We start from the raw sequence: 19401 nt of genomic DNA, 5'->3' as shown, positions 1-19401 counted from the left end.
AATGCCCCGACTCGCTCGGGGCATTTTTTTTACGCCCGCAGTCGAAGGCATTACACCCGAATGATAAAAATCTGCGGCGACGCGATGGGCGTCGTCAGTTGGATGCCGCCGATCAGCGGTACCAGGTTATGACTGGCCTCAGCCTGGGCGACCAGGGTTCGCGTCGGCTCATCCATCAAGCTGCGGTAGGGCGCAACCTGCGCGTCGGCGGCAATCCGCTCACCGACCACACGCCGCGTTCTCAACCAATACAGCCTGACATCCCCCGCACGCCGGAACAGCAGCTCGCCGGCAACGTCATAGCCGCCAAGCACGCCGTAGCGACAGCGGCTCACCACCTCGCTCATCAAGCTCCGCAACCAGCCGGCCGAGCCGGGCGGGAGCGCGTTGAACAGCGGCACCGCGACGGGCTCCGGACGAAAGTCCAGGCGGCGGTAATGCCCGGGCGCGGTCGGTAACAGCCAACTGCCGTCGCTGAGCGTGTGGATGGGCGGCAGCAACGAAAACGGATCGGCCAACCGCCCCTGCGCCGTGGGCAGCCAGAACTGCCAGTCCCGCAGGGTGCGTATCAGCGAGCGCAGGCCCAGTTGGGTCAAGCCCCCCGGGTTGGCCCGATTGAACAGGATCTGGGCGAGTTCGACTTGGCTGCGGGTGGTCAACAGCGCAAACGCCTCGCGCACATAGGCGGTGACCAGTTTTTTCAAGGCCACGCCACTGGCGACGACCCACAGCCCGTCACCGGTGGCAAACTTCACCTGTCGGGGCTGATTGTAAATGCCGGAGAGCAGCAGGTTTTCCAGATCCAGGAAATGCATGGCCGGCCGCCTCGGGTCACGAATCAATACGTCGTTGGGCGCGCTGGGGTCGCGGGGCAAAATCGCGAAATAGCGCTGGTCCATCTTGATGTATTCCTGCCCCAGCCACTGCGGATCACCGGCAACCCGCCGATAGATGCCCCGCGTCGCATCCACCACCTCGAGTTCGGCCACGTCGAGGGTTCTGCCCCACTCGATGAATTGTTCGTTTGCAGGACGCACCACCGTGGCCTCGGGCGCCGCGACACGGGTACTGGCGCGTGGTGGCGTCGGTAGGCTCGGTGGCAGCTCGGCGGGCGGCGGATGACGGGTCGCCACCACCGGCAGGTCTGGCAGATCAATCCCGTCCAGACGCCACTGAAACCGCAGAAGCGGTACGTTCAGATAGGTCTCGAAGGCCGCCGTGGAGAGCCTCAGCCGTAGGTTTTCGACCAGGGCCAGCCGATATTCGATTTCGCGCCCCGCCGGGAAGTTGAACGACTCAAACACGCGTCTGGCCTGCACCTCATCCAGCCGAGGGTAAAGGTCCCTGAGGGCACGCTCCGGCGCGTTGCCGCCCTTGAGTCCGGCTAGCGGATGGGAACCTATTTCCCACTGCCCCGACGCATTCCGCCGAATCGGCGCGTAGTGATATTGCGTCAGCTTGCGTGCGTCCCTGAGCCGCCAGGCGGCTTTGTCGCCGTCATCGAGGATCGAGTACCAACGCCCACCGTCATTGAGGAAGTAGTGCTGGGCACCCGCGGCGTTCGAGGGCGCGTGATACACGCCCTGGCCTTCCCATCCGGCCAACGGCGCCACACCCTCGGGCTTTTTCCCCAGCGCCATCTCCGCCGGCAACGCCCTTGGCCGGGAGCCCGCCACCGGCGCGCGGGCGCCGACCGCGCCGTCCACCAGCGCACCGACCAGCTCGCCCAGCGAGCGCACGAAAGACTGTGCGGCACCGGCGCGGTCGCCCAGGTCCAGCGCCTCGACGGCGTTGAACACCGAAAACAGGCTGCGCGCCAAACCGATCGGCAACATGATCCTGACCGGCAGCACCATGGACAGCACGTCGAAGGCCACGGTGGCGACGTTCAGGCCGGTTTCAATGTCGACTTGCCGGGTGCTCTTCGCTTGCGCGGCGGCGTCGTTGATCACGCAGTTCGCTTCAGCCTCATAAGCCTCCTCGAAGAAGTCGTCGGCAATCCGGCTCAGGCTCACCATCGACACGTCGCCGCGGCCCCTGAGCACGGCGCGGACGTGAGGCTCGAAGGCCCGCTCCACGCGCCCCAGCAGGTAGGCGCGCCAACTGCTGTTGATGATGAAGTCGCTCATCAGGCGGTCTTTGGCGTACTCGTGGAACACGCGACCGTCGGGCGCCTGCGGGGTGTACACAACGATCGAGCCGACCCCGGCGGCGGCCGTGCCGAACAGCAGTACCCCGCGCACGCGCTGACCGCGCAGTTTCAAGTGCTGCACGAGAATCCGATGCCCGTCGACGCGCTCGCGCCGATCACTGTCGACGGGGGCATCGAGCACCGCCCGCACCCAATTGAAGCCACGGTCCAGGCGGTCCGGGAGGAAGTCGCCGTGGATCTTGGCCTCGATGGCGTCGAGACGCAGTTGCCGCCGCATGACTTGGCCATAGGTGTGTTTTTGCGCGAGCGCAGCGGGCGAGGTGATAAGGCGGTCCTTCAGAAAGGTGTCGTAACCTTGTCCGACATTGACCGCGCGCACCAGATCCTTGACCTGTTGCAGGGTCAGCCCGTCATAGGCCGGGGCCGCCTCCAGATCTTCGGGGAGCAGTGCTTCATCAGGCTTTTTGCGCGTGTTTTCACTGAGCCTGGAAAAGTGCGTGAAGTTGAAATCCAGCCCGCCGAGATTCTCCAGGGCCAGCTCGGTCAGCGTGCGGCTTCGCTGCCGGAACAACGCTGTACCGGGCTCGCGCGGCGCCGGAGCAGGCGCGCCCGGAACCACGACAGTCGCCGGCACGAACGGTTCTTTGGTGTGTACGCGGACAGTGTCGGGGTCGATGTCCAGTGCATAGTCAGCCTTGAGGCGAATGCGCAGCTGTTGGTTGGCGTATGCCAGCAGCGTCGGTTTATCACTGAATTGCGCCAGCGACGGCAAGCCCTCGGCGTCCGGCAGGCGCGACAGCAGCTCGTAATAATCGGCCATCGCGGCGCGCCACGCCTGTTTATCGGCGGGGGATGCGTCGTGCAGAAAGGTCCGGAGCTGCGCCTGCCCGCGCTTGATTTCGCGGCCCCACAACACCCCGCCGGCACTGAAGAGGCGAGCGGGGTCCGTGACCCGGTCCAGCACCTGCGGCAGCTCGGCCACTTCGATGGGGTCGACCGGTGACGGGTAGCGCGACAGGGTTGAGGTGAAGTTGTCGAGCATCAACCGGCATTGCGCCTCGACACTCTCAACGAACGGCGACTCGAGCTGTTCATGGTAGACCACCTGCCCCGTGGCCTTGAGCTGACGATGCAGGGCCAAGCCTTGCGCCTGGTCCGCCACCGCCAGGCCAGCGAGCACAGCGGCGAATTCGACGGGGTGGTTCAAACGCCGATGCAGCTCCCGATCCAGGCTGGCCAGGGAGTCAAACGCTTCAAGCCCGGAGTCCGGCAGAAACAGCAGCAGCGTGCCGACGTTCATGCTTGGGTCCACGGGGCGCACCCGGGCCGGCTCGACCGCCTCCTGCGCCCTCACCACGGCTTGTTCCGGGTCTCTGGAGGTCAGCACAAAGGCGCCGCGCAAGGTCAGGTCCGCAGCGCCGGGAGCCCCCTTGAGGGCAACCGCGTAGACACACGGCCGGTCAGCGCGCAGCGCCTGTCGTGCCTGGGCGTGCGGGTGACGCAGTACCAGGGCGAACAGGTCCTGGTCGGCGGGGCTGAGCAGGCGGTCGGCAGCCAGTAGCGCCACTTCGGTTTTCAGCAGCTCGATACGGGTTTGCACCAACCATTGTTTCTGCGTGCGCGCATCGGTCAGGCTGCGCGCGCGCGTCCAGAAGGCTTGCACGAAAGCGCTGTAAGAAGCGCTCAGCCCGGTGGCCAGGCGGTCGAGGAATTTATCCAGCCCGGCCGGGGTGATACCGCTCAAGGGCAGCAGCGCTTCGCCCGTCGCCGGCAGTCGATGCAGGGTCGCCATGCGCCCCGCATAACTCGCTGGCTGGTCAGCGGTGATACGTTGCACCACCGCATCGAACAGCGTGGGCAGCAACTCGGCCTCGGTGGGCGGTTGCGCCTCTGACGTCGCTGGCGGGATGGACGTCTCCGGCAGTCGGATGAAGGCGTGGCGCACATCGAGGCTGGGCGTCAAGGTCGGGAACGCTTGCTCGAACGCATGCTGCACAAATGAATGGAACGTCGGTGGCGACTGAAACTGCTCGGCGATCTGGCGGTCGAGCGCCATTAACTGTTCGCGCAACGCAACCTGTTGCGGGGCGTCCTTGACAGTTGGCGGTGCAGATAACAATAAATCAGACGGCATGGTGGCCTCTCGAATAGGAAACATACCGGCCCATCGTGCCTAAGCGCCCCCTGAACCATGCGCTACATAGCTACGCGCCGCCGATCGGCGGCCAAGGTTTACATGCCCTGCACCCCAGGTAGAATGGCGCCCTTCCCCTGTCACCCGAGCAGACTTCATGGCGTTGCCGACCCTTCGCATCATTGGCTTCATCATCGGCATCTTCCTGATCACCCTCGCGATCGCCATGGTCGTTCCGATGGCCATCCTGGTGATCTTCGAACGCACCAGCGACCTGCCGTCGTTCCTGTGGGCCAGCCTGATTACCTTTATCGCCGGCCTGGCCCTGGTGATTCCCGGTCGCCCGGAACATATCCACCTGCGTCCCCGGGACATGTACCTGCTGACGGTGAGCAGTTGGGTGGTGGTGTGCATCTTCGCCGCGCTGCCGTTTTTCCTGACGCAGAACATCAGCTACACCGACTCGTTTTTTGAAAGCATGTCCGGCATCACCGCCACCGGTTCCACGGTGTTGAGCGGGCTGGACACCATGTCGCCCGGCATTTTGATGTGGCGTTCGCTGCTGCACTGGCTCGGCGGGATCGGCTTTATCGGCATGGCGGTGGCGATCCTGCCGCTGCTGCGCATTGGTGGCATGCGCCTGTTCCAGACCGAGTCCTCGGACCGCTCGGAAAAGGTCATGCCGCGTTCGCACATGGTGGCGCGGCTGATCGTGGCGGCGTATGTGGGCATCACCATCCTCGGCAGCCTGGCGTTCTGGTGGGCCGGGATGGGCTTGTTCGATGCGATCAACCATGCGATGTCGGCGATTTCCACCGGCGGGTTTTCCACCTCCGATGAGTCCCTGGCGCACTGGAAACAACCGGCGGTGCATTGGGTGGCGGTGGTGGTGATGATCCTCGGCAGCCTGCCGTTCACCCTGTACGTCGCCACGTTGCGCGGCAACCGTCGGGCGTTGATCAAGGATCAGCAGGTGCAGGGTTTGCTCGCCTTGCTGTTGGTGACCTGGCTGGTGCTCGGCACCTGGTACTGGTGGACCACCAACCTGCACTGGCTGGATGCGCTGCGCCATGTGGCCCTGAACGTGACGTCGGTGGTGACGACGACCGGTTTTGCACTGGGGGACTACAGCCTGTGGGGCAATTTCTCACTGATGCTGTTTTTCTACCTGGGTTTTATCGGCGGTTGCTCGGGGTCAACGGCGGGCGGGATCAAGATCTTCCGCTTCCAGGTCGCCTATATCCTGCTCAAGGCCAACTTGAACCAGTTGATTCACCCGCGCGCGGTGATCAAGCAGAAGTACAACGGCCACCGCCTCGACGAAGAGATCGTGCGTTCGATCCTGACCTTCTCGTTTTTCTTCGCCATCACCATTTGCATGATCGCCCTGGCCTTGTCGCTGCTCGGCCTGGACTGGATGACCGCGCTGACCGGCGCCGCCAGCACGGTATCCGGGGTCGGCCCGGGCCTGGGCGAAACCATCGGCCCGGCCGGCAACTTCGCCAGCCTGCCGGACGCGGCCAAGTGGATCCTGGCGCTGGGCATGCTGCTCGGCCGGCTGGAAATCATTACAGTCTTTGTTCTGTGCATCCCGGCGTTCTGGCGTCACTGACCGTCGACGCATCCAGCAAGCGCGCGCGGTACTCGCCGGGCGTGGCGTCGAACCAGCGGCGGAAGGCGCGGAAGAAGTTGCTCGGGTCGGCAAAGCCCAGCAGATAGGCGATCTCCAGCAGGGTCATGCTCGGCTGCGCCAGGTATTGCTCGGCGAGTTCGCGGCGGGTGTCGTCCAGCAGGGTCTGGAAACTGGTGCCCTCTTCCTGCAGACGTCGCTGCAACGTGCGTTGGGACAGGTGCAGGGTCTGGGCCACCACTTCGCGCTTGGGTTCGCCCTGGGGCAACAGGCGGCACAGCACCTGCCGCGCCTTGTGGGTCACACGGCTTTCGGAGAAGCGCGCCAGGTATTCACCGGCAAACCGGTCGTGCAGCAGCGCCATTGCCTCATTGGCGGTGGGCAGCGGCGCTTCCATGTCGGCGCGCTCGAAAATCAGCGCGTCATAGGCTGCGTTGAATTCCAGGGGCGCATGGAACGCCTGTTTGTAGGGCGCGAGGTCGGCGGGTTGTTCACCTTGCAGCAGCACCTTGCGCGGTTGCAGGGTACGCCCGGTCAACCAACCGCACAGCGCCAGCGCACAGGCCAGCGAGGCTTCGGCGCTTTGCCGGGTGGGCGGCAGGTGATCGCCATGTACTGTCAGAATCAGCGCATAGCCTTCGGGTAATAATCGGAAACTCAGGTCAGCGCTTTCGGCGATGATCCGCTGGTAGCGCACCAGGCGCATAAAGCCTTCCGCCAATGTGTTGCTGGACATCAGCGCGTAACCGGTCACGTGAAACGACGCCGGGCGCACCACTTTGCCCATGTTCAGGCCAATCGCGGGGTTGCCCGACAATTCCACGGCACGCTGCCACAGCCGCGTCATGGAGTCTTGCGGAAAGCGCGCATCGGGGTCGTTGAGGGCGGCATAGTCCAGGCCCAATTGTTTGAACAACACCTGGCAATCCAGGCCGTCCATTTCCAGTGCCTTGACTATCCCCATCGCCCAGCTTGCAGAAGTTGTTCGTTCGCTCATGGCGTCTTCTTAATAAAGCAGGCTGAAACCGCAGCCAGGAAGGCAAGGATACTAAAGTGGCATCTAATGTCACTGGCTGTTACCACTGATCACTCTAGACTCAAATAAGCTCCCCGCCGAACAACTGTTCGACGGCATAACAATCAGAGGGCCGACCACCGTGGGAAATACCAAGCAATTCAATAGCTTCGCCGAGTTTTACCCGTATTACCTGAAAGAACACGGCAACAGCACCTGCCGGCGCCTGCACTTTATCGGCACCACGCTGGTGATTGGGCTTCTGGCGTATGTGCTGGGCAAAGGCGCCCTCGGCCTGCTGATTGCGGTGCCCATCGCCGGCTACGGCTTCGCCTGGGTGGGCCACTTCTTCTTCGAAAAGAACCGCCCGGCGACCTTCCAGCATCCGTTCTACAGCCTGCTCGGGGATTTCGTGATGTACCGCGACATGATCCTGGGCAAAGTGCCGTTCTAGTGGTGCGACGTCTGGTCACTTGTGCTTTAACGATGACGCTTTGTCCATCCGTCGATATAAAAGTCTTTTTGTCATTTACAGTGCTGTATCCTGCCAAGGCTTTTTGAGAGCGCGGAATCACCTGCGATTGAAAAAACAGACTTTGCGAGGAGCGACGACGATGCACGAGATACCTAATCTCCCCTTCCCAAGCCTGCACCCAACAGAGCAGCCAACACCGCAGCAGGCCGGCGACAAGCAGCCTGAGGCCAAAGAAGCAAAACCAGTCGACCGCGAAAGCCAGGACTGACGCCGTACCAGACCGTGTGGAAAGCGCACCTTTGAGCGCTTTCCACACTGCCTGAAATTCCCGAGATACCCGCCATGACCGACAACCACTCCGATAGCCCCAACGCCGCCATACTCGACACTGCCCTGCAGATGGTCGACGTATGGAACCGCCTCAACGCGGACAAACAGGCCCTGCTGCTCAAGCGCTTCGGCACCCAGGAAAACGCCTTGGCCGCCCTGGTCACCACGCAATTGCTCGCTCCTGCCCGGTCCTGACACGGTTTAGACCGACGTATTGGCTTTTTACTGCCCTGCGCGGGCCAAAGCATCGGTATCATTAGCAGCCTATCTTTACCTGCTGCGACAGTGGACCCTTCCCATGCCAGATACCCAGCGCCCCATGGCGGTCACGCTGCAAGTTGTTTCCATCGTGTTGTTCACCTTTATCGGCTACCTGAATATCGGCATTCCCCTGGCCGTGTTGCCGGGCTATGTCCACAGTGAGCTGGGCTTTGGCGCGGTGATCGCCGGGCTGGTGATCAGTGTGCAATACCTCGCCACCCTGCTGAGCCGGCCGTATGCCGGGCGCATCATCGATAACCTGGGCAGCAAGCGCGCCGTGCTGATCGGCCTGGCGGGCTGCGGCCTGAGCGGCGTGTTCATGTTGCTCGCGGCGTGGTTTTCCAGCCTGCCGGCGCTGAGCCTGGGCAGCCTGCTCATCGGCCGCCTGGTGCTGGGCAGTGCCGAAAGCCTGGTAGGTTCGGGCGCCATCGGCTGGGGCATTGGCCGGGTGGGGGCGGCGAACACGGCGAAGGTCATCTCGTGGAACGGCATCGCCAGCTATGGCGCCCTGGCGGTCGGCGCGCCGTTGGGGGTGCTGCTGGTGCGTCACCTCGGCTTGTGGAGCATGGGCGTGAGTATCCTGCTGCTGGCGGCGCTGGGTCTGCTGCTGGCGTGGCGCAAAGAGCCGGCACCGATTGTCGCCGGGGTGCGCCTGCCTTTCATGAATGTGCTGGGCCGGGTATTGCCTCACGGTTGCGCACTGGCGCTGGGCTCCATCGGCTTTGGCACCATCGCCACCTTCATCACCTTGTATTACACCACCCAGCATTGGGATAACGCGGTGTGGGCACTGAGCCTGTTCGGCGCCAGTTTTATCGGCGCGCGCCTGTTGTTCGGCAATTTGATCAACCGCATCGGCGGCTTTCGCGTGGCGATCGCCTGCCTGTCGGTGGAGGTGCTGGGCTTGCTGCTGCTGTGGCTGGCGCCGGATGCGCCGTGGGCACTGGCGGGCGCGGCGTTGAGCGGCTTCGGTTTTTCTTTGGTGTTTCCGGCGCTGGGAGTGGAGGCGGTCAATCTGGTGCCTGCGTCCAGCCGGGGTTCGGCGGTGGGCGCGTACTCGCTGTTCATCGACCTGTCGCTGGGGATCACCGGCCCGCTGGCCGGGGCCGTGGCGGCCGGCTTTGGCTTTGCGTCGATCTTCCTGTTCGCCGCCCTCGCCGCCCTGGTCGGGTTGCTGCTGAGTGTCTACCTGTACCGGCAAGCACCCAAGGCCCGCGAGGCGCGCGACGCCTAGAAGTCGACCTTGCCGCGCCCGGCCTTGATGCTGCCGCGCTTGGTCTTGGATTCGAGGCGGCGTTTCTTCGAGCCCAGGGTCGGTTTGGTCGGGCGGCGTTTCTTCTCCACCTTGGTGGCGCTGAGGATCAACTCCACCAGGCGCTCCAGCGCATCGGCGCGGTTCTGTTCCTGGGTGCGGTATTGCTGGGCCTTGAGCACCAGCACGCCGTCGCTGGTAATCCGACTGTCGCGCAGTGCCAGCAAGCGCTCCTTATAGAATTCCGGCAACGACGAGGCCGGAATATCAAAGCGCAGATGCACCGCGCTCGACACCTTGTTGACGTTCTGCCCGCCGGCGCCCTGGGCGCGAATGGCGGTCAGCTCGATCTCGGCGTCGGGCAAGTGGACGTTGTTGGAAATCACCAGCATGAGCAACGGGTTCCTCTAAGGGGAGCCCAAGGATACGCGAATGCGCCCCGCCCATCCCTTCAAACGACAAACCCGGCACGCGGCCGGGTTTGCTCAACAGCATCGAAGGGTTACTCCAGCGCGGCCGTCGCCAGACGCTGATCCGCGCGGCGCTTGTTCTTGATCCAGTAACACAGCCCCATGAACGCCACCCACACCGGGATCGCATACACCGAGACCTGAATCCCCGGACTCATCAACATGATCACCAGGATAAACACCACGAACGCCAGGCACAGGTAATTGCCATACGGATACCACAGCGCCTTGAACAACGGCACCTGGCCGGTGCGGTTCATGTACTGGCGGAACTTGAAGTGGGAGAAGCTGATCATCGCCCAGTTGATCACCAGCGTGGCCACCACCAGCGACATCAGCAGTTCCAGCGCGTGTTGCGGGACCAGGTAATTCATCAGCACCGCCACCAGGGTGATCGCCGCCGAGGCGAGGATCGAGCGCACCGGCACGCCGCGCTTGTCGATCTTCGCCAACACCCGCGGCGCGTCGCCCTGCTCGGCCATGCCCAGCAGCATGCGGCTGTTGCAGTAGGTGCCGCTGTTGTACACCGACAGCGCGGCGGTCAGCACCACAAAGTTGAGGATATGCGCGGCAGTGTTGCTGCCGAGCATCGAGAACACCTGCACGAACGGGCTGCCGCTATAAGCATCGCCGGACGCATTGAGGGTCGCCAGCAGGCTGTCCCACGGCGTCAGCGACAACAGCACCACCAGGGCGCCGATGTAGAAGATCAGAATGCGGTAGATCACCTGATTGATCGCCTTGGGGATCACGGTGCGTGGCTGGTCGGCTTCGGCCGCGGTAAAGCCGAGCATTTCCAGGCCGCCGAAGGAGAACATGATGAGCGCCATGGCCATCACCAACCCACCGACACCGTGGGGGAAGAAGCCGCCGTGTTCCCACAGGTTACTCACCGAGGCTTGCGGGCCGCCGCTGCCGCTGACCAGCAGGTAGCTGCCCAGGGCGATCATGCCGACGATGGCCACCACCTTGATGATGGCGAACCAGAACTCGGCCTCGCCGAAGACTTTGACGTTGGCCAGGTTGATCAGGTTGATCAACACGAAAAACGCCGCCGCCGACACCCAGGTCGGAATCTCCGGCCACCAGTAATGCACGTATTTGCCGACAGCCGTCAGCTCCGACATGCCCACCAGGATGTACAGAATCCAGCAGTTCCAGCCCGACAGGAAGCCGGCGAAACCGCCCCAGTATTTGTGGGCAAAGTGGCTGAAGGAGCCGGCTACCGGCTCTTCGACGATCATTTCGCCGAGTTGGCGCATGATCATGAAGGCAATGAAGCCGCAGATGGCATAGCCCAGGATCATCGACGGGCCGGCGGATTTGAGCACCCCGGCCGAGCCCAGGAACAGGCCGGTGCCGATGGCGCCACCGAGGGCGATCAACTGGATATGACGGTTTTTCAGGCCACGTTTCAGTTCGCCTGAAGAGGAATCGGGTCCACTCATGAAAAGGCTCTCACGCAAGGTTTGATGATGTTGAATGCAGGTTGCTGCCTTGATGTGCGACTCAAGCAGCGCCGCTCAAACCCCAGCGCAGGCACCAGGAATACAGCGTCGTTCTATCGGTCATGCGTCACCTGTTTGTTTTTATCTGTGACGAAATCGAACCCGTCTGGCTCGTGGCCAGGCGGAGTGATCAGGGTGGATAAACCCTGAGGTCTTGGCCTTTTGCGCGGTTACGCAAGGGGGTCACAGTAAAACGCGGCGCATTGTACACCGCTCGACCGCTTGCGGACGGCCCTGGCGAGCATCCGCGACAATCTGTCAGGTATTCCTTACAGCGCGGTGCCGGCCCGGTACCGCAGGCCTTTTGCGTAAATCAATCGTTACAACGCGGAAAATCGGCGTTACACCCAGCCAGTATCTGTCAGTTCACAAAAAATTGGCGGTAGGACATATCCGAACACTCGCCTGCCCCAGTGCGCTGTTTTGCATGGGGAAAAAATGGCGCGTCAAAAACAGAACAAAAAATCCAAATGAGACCGTGTCAATAAAATTTTTGCATTCCGAAACACTCTCACCTAGGTTCTTTCACTTGCCCAGCGAAGCCCGCGGGTAAGCCGTTCTCAAACAACGTCCTCTAGGAGATACACCATGCAAGCACTGGAAAACGACCTGGAAACCGAACTGCAACTCGACGATTGGTTTGAAGCGCCGACCCATGAGGCCGCCGTTGAAATGATGCAAGCCGATGCCGTGGTGCCTTTTGGCACCGCGATGTGGCCGTTCTAACCCCCGGCAGGCATCCGGCAGGCGCAGTGCGCTGCGCCTGCCCCCTTACCCAAGGCACACAAGGACACCCGTCATGGACAAGGCCCGCGCCGTCGAACACTTTCTCTACTACCTCGCCCACCATCCGGCCCTCAGCGGCTTGAGCCGGCCGACCGTACTGCTGGGCCATACCGAACGCTACGAGGCGATTGCCCAGGCGATCAGCCTCGGCAGCGCCGCCCGCTTCAACTTCCAGGTGCAGCGCCTGGACCTGGCCGCCAGCGACACCCTGGCCGAAGCCATCGAAACCTGCGACCTGTACCTGTTTTTCTACGACGCCTCGACCCTGCCCAACCCCCGCGCCGAAGGCCCGGACTTTATCCGCGCGTTGCATGGCGTAATGGCCGAGCACTGGAAAAAATCCCTGCTGTTCAAGGACTACGGCGACTACTTCTACGACACCTTCAGCGTCGAGCCGCAACGCATCGCCGACCTCAACGCCACGCTGATCCGGCGCATGTCCCAGGCCTCGGTGCTGAGCTTCAGCGATCGGCACGGCTCACGCCTGCGAGCACCGCTGAGCAGCATCAAGAAGTGGACCAATATCAACGGCATCGGCAACCACGACCTGGCCCCCGGCGAGATCGCCACCCACAGCGAAGCCATCAACGGCCAGGTGCGGTTTGTCGGCACCTTCCTCAGCACCATCCCCTTCGCACGCAAATATGGCGTGCTGCAATCACCGCTGGAGCTGTGGATCGAAAACTCGACCATCTGCAGTGTGGCCAGCGACGTCCCGGGGCTGGCGGACGATTTCAACAAGTACCTGAACGCTAACCCATCGAACCGCCGCGTGGAGGAACTGGGGATCGGTACCAATGAAGGGGTCAAGGATCTGTATGCGCGCAACGCCGGGTTCGAAGAGCGTCACTGCGGCCTGCACCTTGGGTTGGGTGGCGGGCAGAAAGGCAGTCATCACCTGGATTTGATCTTCGCCAGCGGGGTGTTGGCGCTGGATGACAAGCCGGTGTTCGATGGCACCTTTGCGTTCTGATCAAATCCAACTGTGGGAGCGGCTTGCTCCCTCCCACAGTTGATGGCATTGCAAATGCAGATCCAAAAAAAACGCCAACCCGAGGGTTGGCGTTTTTATGCAGCGCTTACATCACTGCGGTTTCTTGCGACCAAAACCCGGGCGCTGACCGGAACCGGCCGGCGCGCCACGGCGCTTGCCCGACGGCTCGTCCGCCACCAGTTTCAGGCCTGGGCGCTTGTTCGGCGCGGGCTTGGCTGGGCGCTTGGTGCTGGCGTTGTCGGCCGGGCGACCTGCGGGCGCACCGCGACCGGCTTCACCGCGATTACCGCGACCACCGCTTGGCGCTTCGCCACGGCCGGCAGGACGCGGCGTGCGTGGCGCACGTTCGCCTTCCTGACGCGATGGCGCGGTTGGACGACGTTCGCCTTCAATGTGCGGCTCACGGGAAATCCGCCCGCCGGTAGCCGGTGCATCCAGCGCCGGGCGCAGGGTGCGGGCAACGCGTTCGGTGCGAGCCACCGGGCGCGACGATTTACGCTGCATGCGTTCGAGCTTGTCTTTGCTCTTGGCGTTCATCTGCGGCATCGCGACCGGCGTCAGGCCGACTTCGGCGCTGAGGATGTCGACTTCGTACTGGCTCATTTCGCGCCAGCGGCCCATCGGCAGGTCGGAGTTGAGAAACACCGGACCGAAGCGCACGCGCTTCAGGCGGCTGACCACCAGGCCCTGGGATTCCCACAGGCGACGCACTTCACGGTTGCGACCTTCCATCACCACGCAGTGGTACCAGTGGTTGAAACCTTCGCCGCCGGGTGCTTGCTTGATATCGGTGAACTTGGCCGGGCCGTCTTCGAGGACGACGCCCGCTTTCAAGCGTTCGATCATCTCGTCATCGACTTCACCACGCACACGCACGGCGTATTCGCGGTCCATCTCGTAGGACGGGTGCATCAAGCGGTTGGCCAGCTCACCGTCGGTGGTGAACATCAGCAAGCCGGTGGTGTTGATGTCGAGACGGCCGATGTTGATCCAACGGCCTTCTTTGGGCTTTGGCATCTTGTCGAACACGGTCGGACGGCCTTCCGGGTCGTCACGGGTGCAGATCTCGCCATCGGGCTTGTTGTACATGATCACGCGGCGCACCGATTCGGCGGCCTCTTCACGCTTGATGACCTTGCCATCAATGGTGATTGCATCGTGCAGGTCGACGCGCTGGCCAAGGGTGGCCTCGACGCCGTTGACCTTGATGCGCTTCTGGGTGATCCAGGCTTCGACGTCGCGGCGCGAGCCCACGCCGATACGCGCCAGCACCTTTTGCAGTTTTTCGCCTGCTGGGCCGATTTCCTGGCTGTCGTTCTGGTCTTTGTCGTTCATCTTAAGCACCTCCCGGTGGGTCGATTCAGGCGTGGCCTGAAGAGTGTTGAAAGCAGGGCTTTGGCCGAATACATCGGCAAAGGGTCGCGAATCATACGCGCATGGCGCGCGTTGCGCATCAGAGGCTAGTCGATAAGTGCCGAGTCGGTGGTTTTTCCGCCGACCGGTGGTGCCCACCGACTGTAGGAGCGAGCTTGCTCGCGAATATCGTCAACGATAACGCGGGGAATCTGGTTGTCTGCGGTGCTCTTGGGTTTTTCGCGAGCAAGCTCGCTCCTACAAGGTGGGCGTCAGTCGTCGAGCTGGCGGCGCTCGGCCTCGATCGCTTCGGCCAGGGCACGGGCTTCGTCCTCTTCGTCGCTCAGCGGCGGCTGTTCGAGGGCGGCGACGGCGGCCAGGAGTTTTTCGCGGGCTTGGGCGACGCCGAGAATGTCTTCCTCAGGTTCCGCTTCGGGCTCTGGCTCGGCTTCAACATTCACCTGGCTTTCGGGCTCGGCCGCGCCATCACGCAGCAAGTCATCGAAGTCGGTCTTGATCCCCTGCTCCATGTCGTCCAGTTCCAGCAACAAGGTATGGAAACTGGTTTCGTCCTTCGGTTCTTCCGGCTCGGCCGTGGCATCGGCCAGTTCCTGCAGGCTCGCCGGGACCGGGGCGTCGTCGAAGTCGAGTTCCGGCTCGGTTTCCATCTCGCGCAATTCGGCCAAGGGCGGCAGGTCGTCGAGGTTTTTCAGGTTGAAGTGGTCGAGGAACACCTTGGTGGTGGCGAACATCGCCGGTTTGCCGGGCACGTCGCGGTAACCGACGATGCGAATCCACTCGCGCTCCAGCAACGTCTTGACGATATGGCTGTTGACCGCCACACCGCGCACGTCCTCGATTTCACCGCGAGTGATCGGCTGGCGATAGGCGATCAGCGCCATGGTTTCCAGCATCGCCCGGGAATAACGTTGCGGGCGTTCTTCCCACAAGCGGCCGACCCATGGGGAAAACTTCTCACGTATCTGCAGGCGATAACCCGACGCCACTTCGCGCAGTTCAAAGGCGCGGCCGTCGCAGGACTTGCGCAGGATCTCCAGGGCTTTCTTGAAGACCGGCGGTTCAGGACGTTCGGCCTCTTCAAAGAGTTCGAACAGGCGCTCCAGGGATTGCGGCTTACCCGAGGCCAGAAGAAAGGCCTCCAGCAGCGGGGCCAGTTCGCGGGGTTCAGTCAGATTCATCGATTCAGCTCGTTATTCGGCTCGCGCCCGCACGTGGATAGCCGCAAAAGGCTCATTCTGGACCAGCTCGACCAAGGATTCCTTGACCAGCTCAAGGATCGCCATAAAGGTCACCACCACCCCCAGGCGCCCTTCTTCGGCGGTGAACAGCTCGACAAACGGCACAAAACCGCCGCCTTTGAGGCGTTCGAGCACATCGCTCATGCGCTCGCGGGTCGACAACGCCTCGCGGCTGACCTGGTGGTGTTCAAACATGTCGCCACGGCGCAGTACCTCGGCCATCGACATCAGTAACTCTTCCAGGCTCACGTCCGGCAACAGCTTGCGCGCCCGGGCTTCCGGCGCATCGAGCTTGGGCACCACCACATCGCGGCCCACGCGACTGAGGCCGTCGATGCCTTCGGCGGCGGCCTTGAAGCGTTCGTACTCCTGCAGCCGTCGGATCAGTTCGGCGCGCGGGTCGTCCTCTTCGGCCTCGATCGTCTCCGAGCGCGGCAACAGCATGCGCGACTTGATCTCGGCGAGCATCGCGGCCATCACCAGGTACTCGGCGGCCAGTTCCAGGCGCACCGACTGCATCAGCTCGACATAGCCCATGTACTGGCGGGTGATTTCCGCCACCGGGATGTCGAGGATGTTGATGTTCTGCTTGCGAATCAGGTACAGCAGCAAGTCCAGCGGGCCTTCGAAGGCCTCGAGGAACACTTCCAGGGCATCCGGCGGGATGTACAGGTCCAGCGGCATTTCCATGACCGCCTGGCCATACACCATGGCAAACGGCAGTTCCTGCTGGGCGCCGGCCTGGCTGTCGACGGTTTCCACGGCCGACATTCAGGCCTCGGCCATAAACGGCGCGGGGTCGCCGCAGCCAACGCGGATCACTTCGGGGTCGCCGTCGGCCAGGTTGATCACGGTGGATGCCTTGCCGCCGCCGAAACCACCGTCGATGATCAGGTCGACGTGTTTTTCCAGCAGTTGGCGCATTTCGTAGGGGTCTTCCAGCGGTTCAGTGGCGCCGGGCATGATCAGCGACACGCTCATCAGCGGCTCGCCCAACTCGGCCAGCAGCGCCAGGGCGATCGGGTGTTCCGGCACGCGCAGGCCGATGGTGCGCTTCTTCGGATGCAGCAGCAGGCGCGGCACTTCGCGGGTGGCGTTGAGAATAAAGGTGTACGGCCCCGGCGTGTGAGCCTTGAGCAGGCGGAAGGTGCCGGTGTCGACCTTGGCGAACAGGCCCAGTTGGGACAGGTCGCTGCAGATCAGCGCGAAGTTGTGCTTGTCGTCCAGCTGACGCAGGCGTCTGACACGCTCGACCGCGTTTTTGTCGCCGATCTGACAACCGATGGCGTAGGACGAATCCGTTGGATAGATCACCACGCCACCGGCGCGAATGATCTCCACGGCCTGTTTGATCAGGCGTGGCTGAGGGTTTTCCGGATGAATCTGGAAGAATTGACTCACGTGCTCTACCTGTTCAGACGGTGGCAATAATGGGGTCATGCTTGAATCGCCCCCACAAGAGCGGCAAGTCTTCCGGGACCGGGCGATATTCGCCGATCTCGGACCAGCCGCCTGGGCCATGAAAGTCACTGCCGGCGCTGACCAGCAGACCAAATTCGCGGGCAAGAATCGCCAGGCTGCCAACCTGTTCGGCGGGTTGATGCCCGTTGACCACTTCAATTGCGTGGCCGCCCGCACCAATATAGTCGCCAATCAGCTTGCGACGCTTGCTGCGGGTGAAATCGTAATGCCAGGGATGTGCCAGGCTGACCCAGGCCCCGGAGGCCCGCAGGGTCTCGACGGTGTCGTCCAAGGTCGGCCAGTGCTGCTTGACGTCGCCCAGCTTGCCGGCGCCCAGCCATTTGCGAAAGGCTTCGGCGCGGTCCCGGACAAACCCTTCGCGCACCATCCAATCGGCGAAATGCGGCCGGGCCGGTGCGTTGCCGCTGTCGCCCAGCTCCTGCTGGATGGCCCGGGCGCCGTCGAGGGCGTTGGACATGCCTTTGAGGCCGAGCTTGCGGCTTATTTCTTCGGAGCGCAGCCAGCGGCCATCGCGCAATTGGGCGATGGCCTCCACCAGCGGCGGGGCTTTCTGGTCGAAACCGTAGCCAAGCACATGAATGGTGGCGCCACCCCAGGTGCAGGACAATTCCACGCCGTTGACCAGTTGCATACCCAGGGCCTGGGCGGCTTCGCGGGCTTCGTCGAGGCCTTCGAGGGTATCGTGGTCGGTCAACGACAGGACTCGCACGCCTTTTTCAAACGCACGCGCAACCAGCACCGCGGGCGCCAGGGCGCCATCGGAGGCCGTGCTGTGGCAGTGCAAATCAACATTCACGGAAGTGTGTAACCTCAAGTCAGGTGGCGCTTTCGCTACCAAGGATGTTTGTTATTATGCCGCCACATCCAGCTTCTGGCTCTTACTGTGAAACAATTCATCGACTTCATCCCGCTGTTGCTGTTTTTCATCGTTTACAAACTCGACCCCAGGGTCATCGATCTCGCCGGCCATGAACTGACCTTCGGAGGCATCTACAGCGCCACCGCCGTGCTGATCATCAGCTCCATCGTGGTCTACGGCGCCATCTTCATCTCCCAGCGCAAACTCGAAAAAAGCCAATGGCTGACCCTCGTCGCCTGCCTGGTCTTCGGCAGCCTGACCCTGGCCTTCCACAGCGAAACCTTCCTTAAATGGAAAGCCCCGGTGGTGAACTGGCTGTTCGCCCTGGCGTTTATCGGCAGCCACTTCGTTGGCGACCGCCTGTTGATCAAGCGGATCATGGGCCACGCCCTGACCCTGCCGGAGCCGGTATGGACGCGCCTGAACATGGCCTGGATCGTATTTTTCCTGTTCTGCGGCGCCGCCAACCTGTTCGTGGCCTTCACCTTCCAGGACTACTGGGTCGACTTCAAGGTGTTCGGCAGCCTGGGCATGACCGTATTGTTCCTGGTCGGCCAAGGCATCTACCTGTCGCGCCACCTGCATGACACCGACCCCACTTCGCCGAAAACCGAGGACTGACATGCTCTACGCCATCATTGCCACCGACGTTGCCAACTCGCTGGAAAAACGCCTCTCCGCGCGCCCGGCCCACGTCGAGCGCCTGAAAGTACTGCAGGCCGAAGGCCGCATCGTGTTGGCCGGCCCGCTCCCGGCGATCGACAGCAACGACCCGGGCGACGCCGGTTTCACCGGTAGCCTGATCGTTGCCGAGTTCGCGTCCCTGGCCGATGCCCAGGCCTGGGCCAAGGCCGATCCGTATGTAGCGGCCGGCGTCTACGCGGACGTGGTGATCAAACCGTTCAAGCAAGTCCTGCCTTGACCCCGGTCGCGCCGAACCAATTCGGTTCGGCGCACTCCTAATTGCTCATTATTCTGGGTAACCTGCCGACAACGTTCTGAATATTCGTGTGGAATCAGGAGTTCCGATGCGCTTACGTCAGTTGTGTCTGTTGGCAGTGTTAATGATCGGGGCTACGGCCCACGCTGAAGAAACCTCAAGCACCGGCAGTTCTACGCCCCTGTCCTTGAGCGCCGGCAGCCAGATCACCGAATTGCAGCAACGCTTGAAAGAAAGCGAACGGCTGCGTGAAGAACTGAGCAAGCAACTGCAAACCACGGATGCTGCGCGTGAAAGTGCCCAGTTGAGTCGCTTGCGCCAAGAGAACCAACGCCTGGCCCAGCAACTCAAAGAGGTACAGGGCGGCGGCTTGACCCGATGGCTGACCGAACAGCAGCAGTGGTTTGTCACCGGCGCGGCCGTCGCGCTGATCGCCTTGCTGTGCGGGATCTTCGCCAGCGGTGGGCACCGTCGCCGTCGACAATGGCTAAATTGAGTGAG

The 19401-nt window shown here is 62.6% G+C and carries 19 protein-coding genes; 10 read left to right on the top strand and 9 right to left on the bottom strand.

Features of this window, described 5'->3' with window-relative positions; all coding sequences use genetic code 11:
* Nucleotides 1-50: 50 nt before the first annotated feature.
* Nucleotides 51-4286, bottom strand: a complete 4236-nt coding sequence (locus ACP7E3_RS12250) for a dermonecrotic toxin domain-containing protein (protein ID WP_426123207.1) — start codon at nucleotides 4284-4286, stop codon at nucleotides 51-53.
* Between the two features lie 157 nt (nucleotides 4287-4443).
* On the opposite strand from ACP7E3_RS12250, the gene ACP7E3_RS12245 reads away from it, so the two are divergent.
* A complete protein-coding gene (locus tag ACP7E3_RS12245) occupies nucleotides 4444-5898 on the top strand; it encodes a TrkH family potassium uptake protein (RefSeq protein WP_057004517.1) in 1455 nt (484 codons plus the stop codon).
* Here ACP7E3_RS12245 and ACP7E3_RS12240 read toward each other — a convergent pair.
* Nucleotides 5855-6913, bottom strand: coding sequence for an AraC family transcriptional regulator (locus ACP7E3_RS12240; protein ID WP_046382278.1), 1059 nt, complete (start codon nucleotides 6911-6913; stop codon nucleotides 5855-5857). The two genes, ACP7E3_RS12245 and ACP7E3_RS12240, sit on opposite strands and share 44 nt — an antisense overlap.
* A gap of 160 nt (nucleotides 6914-7073) precedes the next feature.
* Here ACP7E3_RS12240 and ACP7E3_RS12235 point away from each other — a divergent pair, with 160 nt between their 5' ends.
* The 4 genes from ACP7E3_RS12235 (at nucleotide 7074) to ACP7E3_RS12220 (ending at nucleotide 9231) form a co-directional block, all read left to right on the top strand.
* The gene (locus tag ACP7E3_RS12235; RefSeq protein ID WP_017847169.1) at nucleotides 7074-7385 is read left to right on the top strand and encodes a DUF962 domain-containing protein; all 312 of its coding nucleotides are present in this window, start codon (nucleotides 7074-7076) and stop codon (nucleotides 7383-7385) included.
* Between the two features lie 160 nt (nucleotides 7386-7545).
* Nucleotides 7546-7674, top strand: coding sequence for a hypothetical protein (locus ACP7E3_RS12230; RefSeq protein ID WP_017847168.1), 129 nt, complete (start codon nucleotides 7546-7548; stop codon nucleotides 7672-7674).
* A gap of 74 nt (nucleotides 7675-7748) precedes the next feature.
* Nucleotides 7749-7931 (top strand): hypothetical protein, encoded by a 183-nt coding sequence (locus tag ACP7E3_RS12225; RefSeq protein ID WP_046382277.1) that lies wholly within the window; start codon nucleotides 7749-7751, stop codon nucleotides 7929-7931.
* A gap of 103 nt (nucleotides 7932-8034) precedes the next feature.
* Nucleotides 8035-9231, top strand: a complete 1197-nt coding sequence (locus ACP7E3_RS12220) for an MFS transporter (protein ID WP_108524474.1) — start codon at nucleotides 8035-8037, stop codon at nucleotides 9229-9231.
* On the opposite strand, the gene arfB is transcribed toward ACP7E3_RS12220, so the two are convergent.
* Together arfB and ACP7E3_RS12210 are read right to left on the bottom strand one after the other, a co-directional pair.
* A complete protein-coding gene (gene arfB, locus ACP7E3_RS12215; protein ID WP_017847165.1) occupies nucleotides 9228-9641 on the bottom strand; it encodes an alternative ribosome rescue aminoacyl-tRNA hydrolase ArfB in 414 nt (137 codons plus the stop codon). The genes ACP7E3_RS12220 and arfB overlap by 4 nt on opposite strands.
* Before the next feature lie 110 nt (nucleotides 9642-9751).
* Nucleotides 9752-11167, bottom strand: coding sequence for an amino acid permease (locus ACP7E3_RS12210; protein ID WP_126588749.1), 1416 nt, complete (start codon nucleotides 11165-11167; stop codon nucleotides 9752-9754).
* Nucleotides 11168-11815: 648 nt separating this feature from the next.
* Here ACP7E3_RS12210 and ACP7E3_RS12205 point away from each other — a divergent pair.
* Together ACP7E3_RS12205 and ACP7E3_RS12200 are read left to right on the top strand one after the other, a co-directional pair.
* The gene (locus tag ACP7E3_RS12205) at nucleotides 11816-11953 is read left to right on the top strand and encodes a hypothetical protein (RefSeq protein ID WP_003175756.1); all 138 of its coding nucleotides are present in this window, start codon (nucleotides 11816-11818) and stop codon (nucleotides 11951-11953) included.
* A 73-nt stretch (nucleotides 11954-12026) separates the two neighbouring features.
* Nucleotides 12027-12986, top strand: a complete 960-nt coding sequence (locus ACP7E3_RS12200; protein WP_017847163.1) for a hypothetical protein — start codon at nucleotides 12027-12029, stop codon at nucleotides 12984-12986.
* Nucleotides 12987-13097: 111 nt separating this feature from the next.
* Here ACP7E3_RS12200 and rluB read toward each other — a convergent pair whose 3' ends face one another.
* The 5 genes from rluB to ACP7E3_RS12175 all read right to left on the bottom strand — a co-directional run bounded on the left by rluB (nucleotide 13098) and on the right by ACP7E3_RS12175 (nucleotide 17897).
* Nucleotides 13098-14342 carry a 23S rRNA pseudouridine(2605) synthase RluB gene (gene rluB / locus ACP7E3_RS12195; protein ID WP_017847162.1) on the bottom strand — a complete coding sequence of 415 codons (1245 nt, stop codon included), beginning with the start codon at nucleotides 14340-14342 and terminating at the stop codon, nucleotides 13098-13100.
* A 290-nt stretch (nucleotides 14343-14632) separates the two neighbouring features.
* A complete protein-coding gene (scpB, locus tag ACP7E3_RS12190; protein ID WP_079444579.1) occupies nucleotides 14633-15559 on the bottom strand; it encodes an SMC-Scp complex subunit ScpB in 927 nt (308 codons plus the stop codon).
* Between the two features lie 12 nt (nucleotides 15560-15571).
* Entirely contained in the window at nucleotides 15572-16270 is a 699-nt protein-coding gene (locus ACP7E3_RS12185; protein WP_169850570.1) for a segregation and condensation protein A, read from the bottom strand.
* Nucleotides 16271-16390: 120 nt separating this feature from the next.
* Nucleotides 16391-17020 carry an L-threonylcarbamoyladenylate synthase gene (locus ACP7E3_RS12180; RefSeq protein WP_017847159.1) on the bottom strand — a complete coding sequence of 210 codons (630 nt, stop codon included), beginning with the start codon at nucleotides 17018-17020 and terminating at the stop codon, nucleotides 16391-16393.
* A 13-nt stretch (nucleotides 17021-17033) separates the two neighbouring features.
* Complete coding sequence (locus ACP7E3_RS12175; protein WP_046382274.1) at nucleotides 17034-17897, bottom strand: PHP domain-containing protein; 864 nt, start codon at nucleotides 17895-17897, stop codon at nucleotides 17034-17036.
* A gap of 87 nt (nucleotides 17898-17984) precedes the next feature.
* Here ACP7E3_RS12175 and ACP7E3_RS12170 point away from each other — a divergent pair, with 87 nt between their 5' ends.
* The 3 genes from ACP7E3_RS12170 (at nucleotide 17985) to ACP7E3_RS12160 (ending at nucleotide 19396) form a co-directional block, all read left to right on the top strand.
* Complete coding sequence (locus ACP7E3_RS12170) at nucleotides 17985-18581, top strand: septation protein A (RefSeq protein WP_046382273.1); 597 nt, start codon at nucleotides 17985-17987, stop codon at nucleotides 18579-18581.
* A 1-nt stretch (nucleotide 18582) separates the two neighbouring features.
* Complete coding sequence (locus tag ACP7E3_RS12165) at nucleotides 18583-18882, top strand: YciI family protein (protein WP_046382272.1); 300 nt, start codon at nucleotides 18583-18585, stop codon at nucleotides 18880-18882.
* A 106-nt stretch (nucleotides 18883-18988) separates the two neighbouring features.
* The gene (locus ACP7E3_RS12160; RefSeq protein WP_126588750.1) at nucleotides 18989-19396 is read left to right on the top strand and encodes a translation initiation factor 2; all 408 of its coding nucleotides are present in this window, start codon (nucleotides 18989-18991) and stop codon (nucleotides 19394-19396) included.
* Nucleotides 19397-19401: the final 5 nt, after the last annotated feature.

The organism is Pseudomonas sp. PSPC2-3 (assembly GCF_049898265.1).
Classification (GTDB): Bacteria; Pseudomonadota; Gammaproteobacteria; order Pseudomonadales; family Pseudomonadaceae; genus Aquipseudomonas; species Aquipseudomonas veronii.
Note: the sequence above shows the minus strand (reverse complement) of the source record. Positions and strands in the feature narration are given on the sequence as shown.

What these genes read in the sequence shown, in the direction of transcription:
- ACP7E3_RS12230 (WP_017847168.1), top strand. Translation starts at nt 7,546, where the DNA reads ATGCACGAGATACCTAATCTCCCCTTCCCAAGCCTGCACCCAACAGAG.
- ACP7E3_RS12250 (WP_426123207.1), bottom strand. Translation starts at nt 4,286, where the DNA reads ATGCCGTCTGATTTATTGTTATCTGCACCGCCAACTGTCAAGGACGCC.
- ACP7E3_RS12205 (WP_003175756.1), top strand. Translation starts at nt 11,816, where the DNA reads ATGCAAGCACTGGAAAACGACCTGGAAACCGAACTGCAACTCGACGAT.
- ACP7E3_RS12245 (WP_057004517.1), top strand. Translation starts at nt 4,444, where the DNA reads ATGGCGTTGCCGACCCTTCGCATCATTGGCTTCATCATCGGCATCTTC.
- rluB (WP_017847162.1), bottom strand. Translation starts at nt 14,342, where the DNA reads ATGAACGACAAAGACCAGAACGACAGCCAGGAAATCGGCCCAGCAGGC.
- ACP7E3_RS12225 (WP_046382277.1), top strand. Translation starts at nt 7,749, where the DNA reads ATGACCGACAACCACTCCGATAGCCCCAACGCCGCCATACTCGACACT.
- ACP7E3_RS12200 (WP_017847163.1), top strand. Translation starts at nt 12,027, where the DNA reads ATGGACAAGGCCCGCGCCGTCGAACACTTTCTCTACTACCTCGCCCAC.
- arfB (WP_017847165.1), bottom strand. Translation starts at nt 9,641, where the DNA reads ATGCTGGTGATTTCCAACAACGTCCACTTGCCCGACGCCGAGATCGAG.
- scpB (WP_079444579.1), bottom strand. Translation starts at nt 15,559, where the DNA reads ATGAATCTGACTGAACCCCGCGAACTGGCCCCGCTGCTGGAGGCCTTT.
- ACP7E3_RS12165 (WP_046382272.1), top strand. Translation starts at nt 18,583, where the DNA reads ATGCTCTACGCCATCATTGCCACCGACGTTGCCAACTCGCTGGAAAAA.
- ACP7E3_RS12210 (WP_126588749.1), bottom strand. Translation starts at nt 11,167, where the DNA reads ATGAGTGGACCCGATTCCTCTTCAGGCGAACTGAAACGTGGCCTGAAA.
- ACP7E3_RS12240 (WP_046382278.1), bottom strand. Translation starts at nt 6,913, where the DNA reads ATGAGCGAACGAACAACTTCTGCAAGCTGGGCGATGGGGATAGTCAAG.
- ACP7E3_RS12220 (WP_108524474.1), top strand. Translation starts at nt 8,035, where the DNA reads ATGCCAGATACCCAGCGCCCCATGGCGGTCACGCTGCAAGTTGTTTCC.
- ACP7E3_RS12160 (WP_126588750.1), top strand. Translation starts at nt 18,989, where the DNA reads ATGCGCTTACGTCAGTTGTGTCTGTTGGCAGTGTTAATGATCGGGGCT.